Raw genomic sequence first — 14,482 nt, 5'->3', positions numbered from 1 at the left:
TCTAAGCGATGGCGGTGCGGGGGGCGCCGACCGGGCGGTGGGTCATCGTCAGGGTGACCACCGCGCCGATCACCAGCAGTGCGCCGGCGAGCAGGAAGGCGCTGGTGAAACTGCCGGTGGCGGCGACGATGTAGCCGGTGGCGATGGGCGCGGCGAGGCCGAAGATGTTGCCGCCGAGCTGGATCCAGCCGATCGCGGTGCCGATGCTCTTGCCGGCGTGCAGCAGGTCGTTGGTCAGGGCGTAGGTGTTGACGAAGACGCTCTGCACGCAGGCGAGCGACAGGGTGATCTCAACCAGCAGCCAGGTCTCGGACGCGGTGTAGGGCGCGAGGATCATGACCGCGGCGCCGAACGCCAGGATGACGACGGCGTAGCGCCGCTTGCCGGCCTGCACCGCCTGGGGGGTCAGCAGGTGGTCGCATAGGCGGCCCATGGCGATGGTCAGCAGCATGGCGCCGAAGTAGCAGATGCCGGTCTGTACGCCGGAATGCAGGATGTTGAGGCCTCGGCTTTGCACCAAGTAGGTCGGCAGCCAGGTGAGGAACAGGTATTGGGTGTAGTTCACGCAGCCTTGCACCAGGAATAGGCCCCACATGGTTTGATAGCTGAGCAGTTCCTTAAGCTTCATGCCCGTGGTGTCGGTGGTGCCACCGGGGGCGCGCTGATCCAGGATCAGGCGGCGTTCGGCGGGCTGCAGCCACGACGCTTGCTCGGGGTCGCGGTAGAGCGCCAGCCAGGCGGCGACCCAGATGAAGCCGAGCGCGCCCGAGAAGACGAAGGCGAGGCGCCAGCCGATGGTGCTGACCAGGCCGGCGATGGTGATGGCGGAGACGGCGGTGCCGAAGGCTGGGCCGGAGCCGGAGATCGAGAATGCCAGGGCGCGTTCGCCGATGGGCGCCCACTCGCGGATGGCGCGGGCAGCGAGTGGGAAGGTTGGGGATTCGCCGATGCCGAGCAGCAGGCGGGTGAAGAACAGGAAGCCGAAGCTGGTGGCGGCCGCGGTGAGTGCGGTGGCGGCGGACCAGAAGGCGATGCAGCGCGCCGCGGTCTTGCGGGTGCCCCAGCGGTCGAGCGTCATGCCGGCGGGCAACTGGCAGGGGGCGTAGGACCAGATGAAGGCCGACAGCAGGTAGCCGATGGCGACCGGGGTGAGGGCGAATTCCTGGCTCAGCACCGGCATGGCGATGGAGAGCACGGTGCGGTCGAAGTAGTTGATCAGGGTCATCGCGAACAGCAGGGCGTAGACGATGAAGCGTTTGCGGCCGGGCCGTGTTCGGCTGCTGTCGGACATCCATTTCCCCCGGCTGTTGGGGTCAGCATGAGGCGGGTGGCCGGAGGGGTCAAATTGGGTGGTGAGGTCGGGATGGGCGGTGGTGGCGCGGGTCAGCGCCAGGTGGTCAGCGCTGGGCGTTGATCCGCTGGATCAGCGCTTGTGCGAAGTCGCCGGTGGAGGCCGAACCGCCGAGATCGCCGGTGCGGGTGCGGTTCTGGTTCAAGACAAGGTGGATGGCGCGGCGCAGGTGTTCGGCCTGCTCGGTCAGGCCGACATGGTCGAGCATCAGGCCGGCGGCGAGCACCAGCGCAGTCGGGTTGGCGATGCCCTTGCCGGCGATGTCGGGGGCGGAGCCGTGCACTGCTTCGAAGATTGCCGCCCGGTCGCCGATATTGGCGCCGGGCGCGGCGCCGAGGCCGCCGACCAGGCCGGCGATCAGGTCGGACAGGATGTCGCCGAACAGGTTGGTGGTGACGATGACGTCGAACTGCCAGGGATTGAGCACGAGCTGCATGGCGCAGGCATCGACGATGCGGTCGTCGCAGGTGATGCGGCCCTGGTATTCGCGGGCGACTTCCTGGCCGGCTTCGAGGAACACGCCGGTGAGCGCCTTCAGCACATTGGCTTTGTGTACCAGGGTGACTTTCTTGCGGCCGCGCTTCACTGCCTGTTCGAAGGCGTAGCGGACGATCCGCCTGGAGCCGTCGCGGGTGTTGACGCCGGAGGAGATCGCCACGGCGTGCGGGTCGTCTCCGATCGGGATGTAGTGCTCGAAGGCGACGTAGAGGCCTTCGAGGTTTTCGCGCACCAGGATCAGGTCGATGTCGTCGAAGCGGCCGCCGGGGACCAGCGTCTTGGCCGGGCGCAGATTGGCGTAGAGCTGGAATTCCTCGCGCAGGCGGACATTGACGGAGCGGAAGCCGCCGCCGATTGGGGTGGTCAGCGGGCCTTTCAGCGCCAGCCTGTTGCGCCGGATGCTGTCGAGCGTGGCTGGCGGCAAGGGGTCGCCGGCTTCGGCGATGCCGGCCAGGCCGCCGTGTTGGCGGTCCCAGGCGAAGGGAGCACCGAGCGCGTCGAGCACCGCGGTGACGGCGTCCATGATCTCGGGTCCGATGCCGTCCCCGGCGATCAGGGTGGCGGGGATCTTGTTGCTGTCTTGGGTTGTGCTGGCGGGTGTGCTGCGGGCAGTGCTGGTCATCCTTGGTCAGTGTGCCCGGTTCAGCACACGCAGTCCACGCACGATCCGGGGCGGGATGCGCGCCCGGATCAGTCCCTCGGTGCGCATTGGCGTGCTGGTGGCGATTCGTCGCACGGTCTGACGGGTGTAGTTCCGGTAGCCCGACATGGCCACCAGGAAGGCCACCTCGATCACCAGGTCGTTGCTTTTCTGGCCGAGCGAATTGGAGCCGGAGTCGATGATCAGGGCGGAGATCATGAGCATCCAGGCGTACATGCCGTGGCCATAGCGGGCGATATGGACCAGGAACGCGCCGAATACGAACAGGAACGCCACGAAGCCGACGGCGCCGAGATTGAGGAACAGCAGCAGCCAGAAATTCTCGATATCTTCGACCGAGTCCAGGCCGATCTGATATTTCAGCGCGGTGAGCTCCTGCAGCGGGACGCCGAACAGCCAGTTCTTCAATGACAGGTAGTTCAGAATGGTCCACTGGAAGACCCGCACCTCGGCGCTGTCATCGAAGTACAAGGTGTTGACGATGCGGTCGGCGATGGTGGTCTGGGTGACGATGATCAGGGTGATGAGCGGCAGCACTGTCACCGCCACCAGAAGGTAGCCCATGACCTCAAGCTTGAGGTTGCGCTTGATGATTCCCGACAGCACCACCCAGCAGGCGGCGAGGCCGGACATCCCGACGGTGACGAATAACGCGGTTCGGCCGCCGAACGCCAGCAGCCCGATCAGGATCAGCAGGAACGCCGGCGCCATGGCGAGGAAGCGCAATTGCATGACGTAGAGCAGGAAGAACGCCATGCCGGTGATCAGCGAGGCGGTCAGCGGGTGGGGGTAGAAGGCGTTGGCGCGGAAGTTGGCGGTGGCCTGGATCTCGGCCTGCTTGACGTCGTCGTTGGCGACGAACGGGAAGAGGTTGTGCTGGGTCAGGCTTTCGAACAGGCCGAACAGCACGTTCATCAGCACGAGGGCCAGGAGCAGTTTGGCGAGAAACCGCTTTTGCCGGTCGGTGGCGCCTTCGAGGGCGACCGCGAGCAGGCCTGCCCCCCAGAAGCTGTCGAAGTAGAACGCAGCTCCGCTCAGGCCGTTGAACCAGGCGGTGTAGATCGCGAACAGCGGGATCGCGAAGACGAAAAGGATCAATCCCGGCGCTTCGCGGCAACGTTGGTGAAACGGGATCGGGCCGTTGGCCAGGGCGTAGAACGCGCAGAACATCATGATGATGTTGGCCGGGTGGAAGCGGATGTTGACGTCGTGCCCGGCGATCACCCGCACCACGTTGTTGGTCACGAAGAACTGCAGCAGGATGCAGACCACGGCGCACAGGAAGATGCCGCTGCCGGGGGTCCGGCGGGCCTTGATCACCAGCTTGCGTTCGAGCGTTCGCATGTTGCGCATCGCGGCTACGGTCCTGATCAGTACGAGTAGAGACGGCGTGTTTGGTGGCCCAAGATGGTCGTTGCGGGGGTTGTCGTTGCTGGGATGGTCGTTGCGGGGATGGTGGTGGCGGGGATGACGGTGTCGAGGCGGCCGGCCATTGGTGATCCTAGCATATCTATGGGCGGGACGGAGGCATTATGCGGCAACATGGCCGTAACCAATTGGCAACGTCAGCGCGAGCGGAAGCACGTTGGCGTGAACACTCCGGGGATTGAGGGTCTGGTCGGGATGACTGCAACGTGTATGGGAGCGGACGAGCCAATCGCCAGGTCTGGCGCATGCGACTGACCTTATATCTCATTCTGCTGTTTATCGTGACAACGATCGCCGGGGCGGAGACCGCGATTGCGGCGGGGAGTTTCCTGACGGCCACGCCGCTGTCGACACGCGGCAGTCAGATCGTCGACTCGAAGGGCAACGCGGTGCGCATCGTCAGTGTCGGGATGTGGCCGGACAACGGCGCCAACGACAAGATGGATTTGATCGCCGAGGCCGGATTCAACACGGTCCGGCTGGACTGGAGCAACCGCTCGATCGACAAGCTTGGGGCGCTGGACCGGATCATTGCCGATGCCGGTCGGTCTCACTTAAAAGTGATACTTGATGATCATAGTAACGAGGCGGGCGCGCCGGGACCGTGGAAGCCGTGCTACGCGCAGCAGGTCAATGGGCTTTGGTACGATTCCGGCGGGGCCTCGGACGATACCGACGGGTGCCATAATCGCGGCACGGTGACGCAGGAGAAATTCATCGAGGATTGGCGGACGGTGGCGCGGCACTTCCGGTCGAATCCGATGGTGATCGGCTATGATCTGTGGAACGAGCCTTCGGGCTATCCGGGCATGTCGACCTGGGAGCCGGGCGAGCGCAACCCGACGCACAACATCCGCTTGATGTGCGAGCGTGCGGGAAACGCCATCCTGGCGATCGATCCGGAGAAGCTGATCGTCTGCGAGGGGCCGATGAACATGCAGCGCTCGCTGGCGGATTCGGGTACGCCGGCGCCGTGGGGGGATTTGAGTGTTGCGGGCAAGTATCCGGTGCAACTATCGGTGGCGAACAAGCTGGTCTATTCGGTGCATGACTATCCGACCGAGATTGGCGGCTACAAGCCCGATTCGGGCGCGGTCAAGGTGGGTCAGATGAACAAGGTCTGGGGCTATCTGGTGCGCGATCACATCGCTCCGGTCTGGATCGGCGAGATGGGGGCGAACATGATCACGAGCGATCAGCGGGCTTGGGCGAAGACGTTGATCGATTACGCCAATGGCGAGTTGGCGGCGGCGGGGGGTCCGAGCTTCGCCGATGGCGAGCAGGGGGTGGGGACCGACTGGTGGTTCGCCGGCTATCAGGCTTATGGCAACCCGACCGGGATCTTCGACGTGACCGGGCACCTGAATGCGTTGCAACGCGCGACATACGCGCAATTCCAGGGTCGCTAGCGTCGCCAGTCTGAAGGTCGCCATATCGGGCGAACATCGGTCTCGCGACGCTAGCGCTTTATTTTCAGTGATTCAGCGAAACACCACCCGGCGGGACAGGCTGAAATTGGCGAACATTCCGGCGAGCGCGCCGGCGGCGGTGGCGATCACCGGCTGGGCGGCGGCGAGCGGGACGAAGGTCACCAGCGCGGCATAGGTGCCTCGGTTCAGCACGAAGCCGACGAGGTTGGTGGCGAGGAACAGCGCCCATTGCCGGTGTGCCGGCGCGGTGCCTTGACCGCGGAAGGTCCAGATGCGATTGAGCAGCCAGGTCGCGCTGGCGGCGAACAGATAGGCGATCAGGCCAGCGCCGTAGAGTCCGAGGGATTGGCGGAATCCGTAGACGGCGGCGGTATCGATGATGAAGCCGATGACGCCGACAAAGCCGAAGCGGATGAATTGTACTGCCACGGCGATCCTGGTTTCATCTATCATGTCGGTCTCGGGTTTCATGTCAGTTTCAGGTTTCATCGCCCGGGGTCTGGTAACGAAATAGTTTCGCCGTTGCATGATCATGCCCCGGTATTAGGTTTGGAGACCTTGCTGCGTCGCCGACACCCTGATAGCAGCTTTCATCAGCAAAGGGCGTTCACGTGGTCGAAATGGTGCTGAACAGGCATACCGGACGAACCAGCGCTGAGTATTTCCACCGTGTCTTGTTGTTCATTTGTGAAGTGGCTGCCTTATGTATACCGGGGCTGATCAACCGGGGGCCGCTGGTTTACCCGGACACCCGTTCTTACTTCATGGGCGGCCGCGCGGCGATCGAAAAACTCGCCGGGCTGTTTGCCCATCATGGCGGAGGCGGCGAATCGGTCGAGGCCGCGGTGCAGAAGGCGCGTGGCGTACGCTCGGCGTTCTATTCGCTGTTCGCCTATATTCCGGCGGTTTCGGTGTCGCTCTGGCTGGTGATCGTATTGCAGGCGGTTATCGTTGCTATAGTGCTACAATTAGTTTTTCGGCTGGCGGTTCCGGGGCGGCCGCGGTGGCAGGTGACGGCGTTCATCGTTACGCTGGCGTTGTTCACCACGGTTTCGTGGGCAACCTGCAACGTGATGCCGGACATTTTTACTCCGATCATGGTGCTGTGTATCGCGATGACGCTGGTTTATTGGCATCAATCGCAGCGTCGCGGCTGGTTCTGGCTGCTGTTAGGGATCGCCGCCAGCATGGTCATGCACGTAACCAACCTGCCGATCGCATTGGGTCTGCTGGTTGTCGGGTGCGTGACGATCGGCGGCCACCTGTGGCGGGATCGGCACCGCATCATGGTGGTCGTCGCGGCGCTGGCAGCGGGGGTGGCGGCGATGCTGGTGGTCGGCGTGGTGGGCTTCCATCAGTGGACGATCACGCCGCAATCTCCGCCTTTCCTGTTGGCGCGGTCGCTGCAGGACGGTCCGGGCCGGCTGTATCTGCTGGAGCATTGCCCGGCGATCGGCCTCGATATGTGCAAGCATCTCGACAAGCTCAATCTGACGACGGAGAAATTCATCTGGGCCGACGACGGGGTATACTCCGCCGTATCGCCGGACGAAGAGGCTCGGTTGCGTGCCGAGGACAAGCGTATCTACGTCGCCGCGGCGCTGGAGCATCCGTGGATGCAGGCGAGCGCGATGGCGCGCAACGCGATGCTGCAACTGATCACCTTCGGCATCCATGAGTATTATATCCCGTCCTGGGCCGAGTACAGCGCTAGCGACATGATTTTGCACATGCCCGATCAGGCGCCCTGGCAGACTTATGTCAGCGTGGTGGAATACTGCATCGTCTTCGGCAGTCTTGGATTTATCGTGCTGACATGGCGAACGCTGCCCCGCCCGCTGCGTCAGCTGGCCATCATGATGCTCGCCGCGGTGGTGCTGGAAGCGCTGGCCGGCGCGATCTCGGAGCCGGTGCCGCGGTATGAGGCGCGGGTGATCTGGCTGATCCCGATGGTGGCGTTGTTGATCGGGTTCTGCAAGCGGCCGGGGTGGCGTCTCGATCGTGCGTGAAAAGAAGCTGTTCCACCTGCAGGCGCTGCGCGGCCTGGCAGCCTCGCTGGTGGTGCTGTCGCACAGCGTTCAGGGGCGATATGCCGACAGGCTGTGGGTATCAGGTTATTTTGGTGTCGCTACGTTCTTCATCATCAGCGGCTTCATCATCTTCAAGACATCGCGCCAGTCGTTCGGGTCCGGTTTCGGGTTCCGGCAGTTTATCGGCAAGCGGCTGATCCGGATATTTCCGATCTACTGGCTGGCGACGGCGTTGTTCGTCGTGCTCAGTCCGCATCGAGCCGAGTACAGCGCGAGCGATATCGTCTGCTCGCTGGCGCTGATCCCGCACTACATGGCGCTGACCGACGGCATGAACCCGCTGCTGGGGCAGGGTTGGACGCTGCATTATGAAGTGCTGTTCTATGCCATCTTCGCGCTTGGCCTGCTGTGCAGGCGGCGGCCCGGCGTGCTGGCGATCTGCGCGATATTGGCCGGCCTGACGCTGGTCGGCATGCTGATCCGGCCGGCATCGGACACGCACGGCGCACTGACCCTGGCGCAGTACTGGACTCGGCCGATCATTCTGCTGTTCGTGCTGGGAATCGGCCTCGGGGTGCTGGAACAGCGGGCGCAGAAACTGGTGGTGCCGTACCCGTTCGCGCTGATTTCCGGCGTGTTCATCGTCTGGTTCGCCTATTCGATCGAGTCGCCGCTGACCGAGGCGCAGCATTACGAATTCCCCAACCTGGCGGTGATATGGGGGTTGTGCTTGCTGTTGGTGTTCGTGGCGATCTTCGGACGCAGCCGACCGGGACGGTTCGAGACCGTGGCGGAGGCGTTCGGTGATGCGTCCTACAGTGTCTATCTGTTCCACCCCTTCGTGTTATCGTTGCTGAAACGCATTGGCGTCGATGCGATGTATCCGACCGGCTACGCGGTGGCTTCGCTGGTCGGGGCAAATCTGTTCGGGCTGGCGATCTACCGCCTGGTGGAGACGCCGATTTTACGCAAGGGGCGGACAATGCTGGAGCGGATGGCGTGAGCGACGGATGGCGTGAGCGATGGAGGCCGGGCTTCGGTCGTTCGACGATGCAGGCAGGGAGGGGCTGATGGCGCAGGAGTCACTGGCCGGGACAGGGCGCCGCACGATCGATCGACCCGCCGCTGGGGCGGTTGCGGTGGACCGGCGCGCAGCCGGCGTCATCGGATTTGTGTCGTTCCTGGTCGAAGCCGCGGTGCTGTGCTGGCCGACCTTGCTCAATCAGGGTGCCGTGCTGGTGTTCCCGGACACGCGGTCGTACTACGTGGCCGGGCGAGCGGCGCTGACCAAGGGTTTGGCATTGTTCTGGCCGCATGGTGCCGGTGTCGCGGGTGCCGCGCCGAGCGAGGCGGCGATTCAGCAGGCGAGGATGGTGCGTTCGGCGTTCTACTCGTTGTTTACTTATATCGCCGGCTATCCGCTGTCGCTGTGGGTGGCGGTCGGCATCCAGGCGATGCTGTTGGCGGCGGTGCTGAAACTTGGCTTCGAGCTGATCTGTCCACAACGTCCGCGCTGGTATGCGACCGGCTTTATCGTGACGCTCGCGTTGCTGACGACGGCGTCGTGGGTGACGTCGAGTGCGATGCCGGACGTGTTCGCCCCGATCGCCGCCTGGTGCGCGATCTTGCTGATTTTGTTTTGGGATCGGTTGCGGCCGGTTGGTCGGATCGCGCTGTTCATGCTGATTGCCGTGAGCTGCATGATGCATCTTTCGATACCGCCGGTGGTGCTGGGGGTCCTGGGTGTCGGTGCGCTGTTGCGGATCAGGCGGCTGTGGCGGTGGCGGTCGCGTTACCTGACGGTCGGGGTTGCGGTTGTGGTGGCCCTCGGCGCGACCCTGGCGGCGAGCGTGATCGGCTTCAAGCAGTGGACGCTGACGCCGAACGGGCCGCCGTTCCTGTTGGCGCGTTCGCTGGATGACGGGCCGGGAAAGCTGTATCTACGCGCGCATTGTCCGGCGATCGGTCTGGACATGTGCAAGCATCTCGATCGGCTGGATGTCGGCGACGACGATTTCATCTGGCACCAGAACGGCGTCTATTCGGCGGTGCCGCTGGACGAGGCGGCGGTGCTGCGGACCGAGGACAAGCGGATCTACGTAGCGGCGGCGTTGGAGCATCCGTGGATGCAGTTGCGGGCCATCGTCGTCAACTCGCTGTCCCAGCTTGGGTTGTTCACCTTGCGTGAGTATTTCGTTCCGTCCCATGGGTATGCCGATCCGGCCAATCCGCCTGACCTGTTCACGATGTATATTCGCCCGGTGGAGCCGGTGTGGCAGGTGTATCTTGCCATTCCGGAATACCTGATCGTGGGTCTGGGCCTGATCTATGGGTGCTGGCGTTGGCGGTCGTTGGGCGCGATCGATCGGTCTGTTTTCGAACTGGTTTTGGTCGCGGTGTCTGTTAACGCTTTCGTGTGCGCGTTTTCCATTCCGTCGCCGCGCTATGAAGCGCGCGTGATTTGGTTAGTTCCGATGATTGCGTTATTGTTTTACTATAAGTCAGGGTCTGGAGGCCACGGTGAGCGAGACCGCGTTACGAGCTCGGCTGAGGGACGACGTTGATCGGGCGGGTGTTGATCGGGAGGGGTTTGACCGTGCCAGCCTTGATCGGTTCGGCCACATCGCGGTTCTGATACCGTGTTACAACGAGCAGGTCACGATCGCCAAGGTGGTCGGTGATTTCAAGGCGGCGCTGCCGGGCTGCGAAGTCTATGTCTATGACAACAATTCGAAAGACGACACCCGCTCGGTTGCCCATGCGGCCGGAGCGGTGGTGCGCACCGAGGCGCTGCAGGGCAAGGGACATGTGGTGCGTCGGATGTTTGCCGACGTTGATGCGGATATCTATGTGCTGGTCGATGGTGACGACACCTACGATGCCGGCGCGGTCGAGCACATGGTTCACATGCTGGTCGCCGACAACCTCGACATGGTCACCGGCACGCGGGCGCATGAGACCGAGGAGGCTTACCGGATTGGCCATCAATTCGGCAATGCGATGCTGACCGGAGCGGTCAGGCGGATTTTCGGCGCGCGGATTTCCGACATGCTGTCTGGCTATCGGGTGTTCAGCCGGCGGTTCGTCAAGTCGTTTCCGGCGCTGTCGGTCGGGTTCGAGACCGAGACCGAGTTCACGGTTCATGCGCTTGAGCTGCAAATGCCGGTTGGTGAGCAGTTGATCCGCTATGGCGCGCGTCCGGTCGGGTCGGTGTCGAAGCTCAACACGATTCGCGATGGCATCAGGATTGCCAGGACCATCGTCATGCTGGTCAAGGATGAGCGGCCGTTGCAGTTTTTTTCGTCGATCTCGCTAGGCTTGTTGCTGGTTGCCCTGGTGTTGGTCGTCCCGGTGATCTCGGAATTCGTCCACACCGGACTGGTGCCTCGGTTCCCCACGGCGATCCTGTCCGCCAGCCTGGTATTGCTGTCGTTCCTGACGTTGGCGAGCGGGCTGATCCTGGACACGGTGTCCACCGGGCGGCGGGAAATGAAACGGCTGGCGTATCTTTCGCTGCCGTCGCCGATCGCGCTGCAGGGGCGGCGAAGCCGGGGATGATGGACGCGGCCGGGGCCGGCGTTACCTGCCGGGCGCGGGTGAATGAGGCGCACGCGGCGTTGATCGCAGGCTTACGAGCCGGTGCCGTCTGGCGCGGCTTTCAGCCGGCAACTTACCTGGCCGTGGACAGGTAGGTGATTGCATCTTGGCAGCCATGTCGTTGGCGCGGCACGCGGTCGACGAATACTGCTGTATTGCACTTGCGGAATACTGCTGTATTGTAGGGGCGGATGGCGGCGGGGTCGCCCGCCGAGGTTTGTAGCTCGGCACGAAAAGATCGGCTCGACTGTCACAGAACATTTCATCGGATCTTGTTATTATATCCGTATTAGTCTGATTTCGTTCGTTTTTAGGCGTAATGTGAAAATAATCTGTCTTTCTGGCGTTATACGTTTTGTAAATGTACCATCATAGGATGTAATCGCTGATAGAAACGTATTTCCTGCGTCTTTTGTAGCAGATACGGGAAACGTAATGACATGTCGTATCTTTTTTGATGACTTGGCGGTTGGGGACATTGCGTTGACCCTCATCAAGTTGTCGTGAGAACCCTGGGTGCATCGATCACCTTTTCGGGAACTCAGCACGATGGCTGGCACGCAATTTCACGTAAGTAACGGTCAAATTATTGACCCGAACGGCAATGTCTATGTTGCCCGGGGCATGGATATCGGTCCCCAGGACATGGCATCGGTGGCTCAGTCGCTGAGCTCGACATTTCCCGGGACGAATTTCATCCGGTTGGCGACTTGGGACACCGCGCCTTATTCGATGGCGCAGTACCAGACCTTTGTCTCGCAGATGACGGCCAAGGGAATCGTCGTCGAGTTCGAGGACCATGCCTATCCGTCTCCGGGCACCTACACCGGGGCCCAGTTGGCGACCGAATCGAACTGGTATGCCTCGCTGGCCGCCACGTTCGCCAACAACCCCTATGTCTGGTTCGGGACGATGAACGAGCCGAATAGCGGCTCTTATGGTCCCTCGGAAGCGGCGATCTCGACGCAGGAGGTGGCGACCTACAATGCGATCCGCGGCGCCGGCAACAATTCCATGGTGATGATGGAATTGGACGGCGGCGGCAACCCGGGTTCGGTGGGCGCCGGGTTCGGCATGACCGCGTCGGCCTATTCCGGCATGACCAATATCGCGTGGGACCTGCATTATTATGGCTGGACCTCGAACTACAGCACGGATCAGGCGACGGTAACGGCGGCCCTGAAGGGGTCGACGAGCGGAGGATATGGCATCGCGGCGGCGCAGAGCATCACCAGCGCCGACGGCACCGTTCCGGTGATCATCGGCGAATTCGGTGACTCGACGGATGGTTCGAATGTCGACGCGAACGGCAATCAGGTCATCAACGCGGTGCTGAACAGCGGATATGGCTACGCTGCGTGGACCTGGGGCGGGTCGGGTGGCCCGGATCAGTTGACCGACAACGAAGCCGGCGGCCCGGGGTCGCTGACGCCGTTCGGACAGCAGGTCGCGGCGGGGATCGCGGCGGCGGCGCGACCGACGCCGACCCCCGCGCCCACTCCCACGCCGTCGAAGAACGACACCGTGGTCACCGGCACCAGTGCCGCGATCATCGATGCCAGCGGCAACAAATGGACCATCACCGGCGGCGGTCAGGTGGCGATCAACGGTGTCGCCGACAGCACCACCGGCAACGTCATCGAACTGGCCTATGTCAACGGCACCATCTGGCAGGAGAACGCCGCCAAGCTGTGGTGGGGCGAGACCAAGAACAACGCCGCATGGTCACCCAGCGCCGGCACCGCCACCAGCCCGCTGCCGGCGACGCCGGCCCCGACGCCGACGCCGGCTCCCACGCCGACACCCACGCCAACACCCACGCCAACGCCGACACCCGCGCCGACGCCGACCCCCGCGCCCACTCCGACGCCGGCCCCCGCGCCGACACCGACGCCGGCCCCCGCGCCGACACCGACGCCGTCGAAGAACGACACCGTGGTCACTGGCACCAGTGCCGCGATCGTCGATGCCAGCGGCAACAAGTGGACCATCACCGGCGGCGGTCAGGTGGCGATCAACGGTGTCGCCGACAGCACCACCGGCAACGTCATCGAACTGGCCTATGTCAACGGCACCATCTGGCAGGAGAACGCCGCCAAGCTGTGGTGGGGCGAGACCAAGAACAACGCCGCATGGTCACCCAGCGCCGGCACCGCCACCAGCCCGCTGCCGGCAACGCCGGCCCCGACGCCGACGCCGGCTCCCACGCCAACGCCGACACCCGCGCCAACCCCGACGCCGACGCCGACGCCCACGCCCACCCCCACGCCGTCGAAGAACGACACCGTGGTCACCGGCACCAGTGCCGCGATCATCGATGCCAGCGGCAACAAATGGACCATCACCGGCGGCGGTCAGGTGGCGATCAACGGTGTCGCCGACAGCACCACCGGCAACGTCATCGAACTGGCCTATGTCAACGGCACCATCTGGCAGGAGAACGCCGCCAAGCTGTGGTGGGGCGAGACCAAGAACAACGCCGCATGGTCACCCAGCGCCGGCACCGCCACCAGCCCGCTGCCGGCAACGCCGGCTCCGACGCCGACGCCGGCACCAACACCGACCCCTGTCCCGACACCAACGCCGACTCCCACCCCGCCGCCGACCTCGGCGAACGACACCATGGTGCTGGCCGGTGGCGCCAATGCGATCATCGATGCCAGCGGCAACAAATGGACCATCACCGGCAGCGGGCAGGTCGCGGTCAACGGTGTCGCCGATACGACCACCGCCAACGTCGCCGAACTGGCCTACGTCAACAAGCAGGTCTGGCAGGAGAACGCCAGCCAACTGTGGTGGGGCAAGACCACCCCGAACGCGGCCTGGGCACCCGATCCGGGGACCAGCACCAGCCCACTGCCGGCACCGATCACGCTGGCCAGCGCCAGCGCAACGGTCAGCGCCAGCCAGGTCTCGGTGGTGGCGACCGCGGGGGCACACATGCTGTTCCTCAAGGGTGTGGGCGATGTGGTCAGCCTGTCGGGCGGTGCCGAGACCGTCACCGACAGCGGCGGCAACAACACCTTCGTGCTGCCGGCGGCGGGCCATGGCAGCGTCAGCTTCACCAGCAATATCCTGAGCAATATCCTGACCATTGCCGATGTGCTGGACCTGAAGCCGGCGCTGGCCGCCACCAACTGGAACGGCGCGGCGGCGACGCTGGCGAACTACCTGACGGTGACCGACCAGGCTGGCGGCGCCACGCTGTCGATCTCCGCGACCGCGGGCGGGGCGAAGCTGGCAATCGCCTCGATCGCCGGGGCCTCCACCGCCAACCTGAACAGCCTGCTGGCGCACGCGATCACCTGATCGGGCGAGTCGGCGTGAGGGTGGGCGCCGCCGCGGGGGACCTCGGCGGCGCTCCTTCATGAGAGGCCGGGCGGCGGCCGCGGCGCGATCAGGATCGACTTCCGATCGCGCCGCGAACTGTACGCTCCGGCGAAGCTGGGCGGCTTTCTTGCTCGGGTTGCGGCATCAGTGCCGCGGC

General features: G+C 63.9%; 10 protein-coding genes. 6 read left to right on the top strand and 4 right to left on the bottom strand.

What is annotated here, in order from left to right:
• Position 1 precedes the first annotated feature (1 nt).
• The 3 genes from ACQY4T_RS01985 to ACQY4T_RS01975 form a co-directional block, all read right to left on the bottom strand.
• Entirely contained in the window at positions 2 to 1,291 is a 1,290-nt protein-coding gene (locus tag ACQY4T_RS01985; RefSeq protein WP_428536885.1) for an MFS transporter, read from the bottom strand.
• Positions 1,292 to 1,397: 106 nt separating this feature from the next.
• The gene (locus tag ACQY4T_RS01980) at positions 1,398 to 2,471 is read right to left on the bottom strand and encodes an isocitrate/isopropylmalate dehydrogenase family protein (protein ID WP_428536882.1); all 1,074 of its coding nucleotides are present in this window, start codon (positions 2,469 to 2,471) and stop codon (positions 1,398 to 1,400) included.
• Positions 2,472 to 2,477: 6 nt separating this feature from the next.
• On the bottom strand, positions 2,478 to 3,863 hold the full coding sequence (locus ACQY4T_RS01975; protein ID WP_428536879.1) for a VpsF family polysaccharide biosynthesis protein: 1,386 nt from the start codon (positions 3,861 to 3,863) through the stop codon (positions 2,478 to 2,480).
• Between the two features lie 320 nt (positions 3,864 to 4,183).
• Here ACQY4T_RS01975 and ACQY4T_RS01970 point away from each other — a divergent pair, with 320 nt between their 5' ends.
• A complete protein-coding gene (locus ACQY4T_RS01970) occupies positions 4,184 to 5,347 on the top strand; it encodes a glycoside hydrolase family 5 protein (protein WP_428536876.1) in 1,164 nt (387 codons plus the stop codon).
• Positions 5,348 to 5,419: 72 nt separating this feature from the next.
• On the opposite strand, the gene ACQY4T_RS01965 is transcribed toward ACQY4T_RS01970, so the two are convergent.
• Positions 5,420 to 5,839: a GtrA family protein gene (locus tag ACQY4T_RS01965; RefSeq protein ID WP_428536873.1), complete on the bottom strand. Its 420-nt coding sequence runs from the start codon at positions 5,837 to 5,839 to the stop codon at positions 5,420 to 5,422.
• Between the two features lie 293 nt (positions 5,840 to 6,132).
• Here ACQY4T_RS01965 and ACQY4T_RS01960 point away from each other — a divergent pair, with 293 nt between their 5' ends.
• The 5 genes from ACQY4T_RS01960 (at position 6,133) to ACQY4T_RS01940 (ending at position 14,304) form a co-directional block, all read left to right on the top strand.
• Positions 6,133 to 7,377 (top strand): hypothetical protein, encoded by a 1,245-nt coding sequence (locus ACQY4T_RS01960; RefSeq protein WP_428536870.1) that lies wholly within the window; start codon positions 6,133 to 6,135, stop codon positions 7,375 to 7,377.
• The gene (locus tag ACQY4T_RS01955) at positions 7,370 to 8,401 is read left to right on the top strand and encodes an acyltransferase family protein (RefSeq protein WP_428536867.1); all 1,032 of its coding nucleotides are present in this window, start codon (positions 7,370 to 7,372) and stop codon (positions 8,399 to 8,401) included. The genes ACQY4T_RS01960 and ACQY4T_RS01955 overlap by 8 nt, the downstream gene beginning before the upstream one ends.
• A 67-nt stretch (positions 8,402 to 8,468) precedes the next feature.
• Positions 8,469 to 9,962, top strand: a complete 1,494-nt coding sequence (locus tag ACQY4T_RS01950) for a hypothetical protein (protein WP_428536864.1) — start codon at positions 8,469 to 8,471, stop codon at positions 9,960 to 9,962.
• Positions 9,919 to 10,956 (top strand): glycosyltransferase family 2 protein, encoded by a 1,038-nt coding sequence (locus ACQY4T_RS01945; protein WP_428536861.1) that lies wholly within the window; start codon positions 9,919 to 9,921, stop codon positions 10,954 to 10,956. The genes ACQY4T_RS01950 and ACQY4T_RS01945 overlap by 44 nt, the downstream gene beginning before the upstream one ends.
• A 663-nt stretch (positions 10,957 to 11,619) precedes the next feature.
• Entirely contained in the window at positions 11,620 to 14,304 is a 2,685-nt protein-coding gene (locus tag ACQY4T_RS01940) for a cellulase family glycosylhydrolase (protein WP_428536858.1), read from the top strand.
• Positions 14,305 to 14,482: the final 178 nt, after the last annotated feature.

The organism is Rhodopila sp., from assembly GCF_965277825.1.
Classification (GTDB): Bacteria; Pseudomonadota; Alphaproteobacteria; order Acetobacterales; family Acetobacteraceae; genus Rhodopila.
Note: the sequence above shows the minus strand (reverse complement) of the source record. Positions and strands in the feature narration are given on the sequence as shown.

What these genes read in the sequence shown, in the direction of transcription:
- ACQY4T_RS01985 (WP_428536885.1), bottom strand. Translation starts at nt 1,291, where the DNA reads ATGTCCGACAGCAGCCGAACACGGCCCGGCCGCAAACGCTTCATCGTC.
- ACQY4T_RS01940 (WP_428536858.1), top strand. Translation starts at nt 11,620, where the DNA reads ATGGATATCGGTCCCCAGGACATGGCATCGGTGGCTCAGTCGCTGAGC.
- ACQY4T_RS01965 (WP_428536873.1), bottom strand. Translation starts at nt 5,839, where the DNA reads ATGAAACCCGAGACCGACATGATAGATGAAACCAGGATCGCCGTGGCA.
- ACQY4T_RS01975 (WP_428536879.1), bottom strand. Translation starts at nt 3,863, where the DNA reads ATGCGCAACATGCGAACGCTCGAACGCAAGCTGGTGATCAAGGCCCGC.
- ACQY4T_RS01960 (WP_428536870.1), top strand. Translation starts at nt 6,133, where the DNA reads ATGGGCGGCCGCGCGGCGATCGAAAAACTCGCCGGGCTGTTTGCCCAT.
- ACQY4T_RS01980 (WP_428536882.1), bottom strand. Translation starts at nt 2,471, where the DNA reads ATGACCAGCACTGCCCGCAGCACACCCGCCAGCACAACCCAAGACAGC.
- ACQY4T_RS01950 (WP_428536864.1), top strand. Translation starts at nt 8,469, where the DNA reads ATGGCGCAGGAGTCACTGGCCGGGACAGGGCGCCGCACGATCGATCGA.
- ACQY4T_RS01970 (WP_428536876.1), top strand. Translation starts at nt 4,184, where the DNA reads ATGCGACTGACCTTATATCTCATTCTGCTGTTTATCGTGACAACGATC.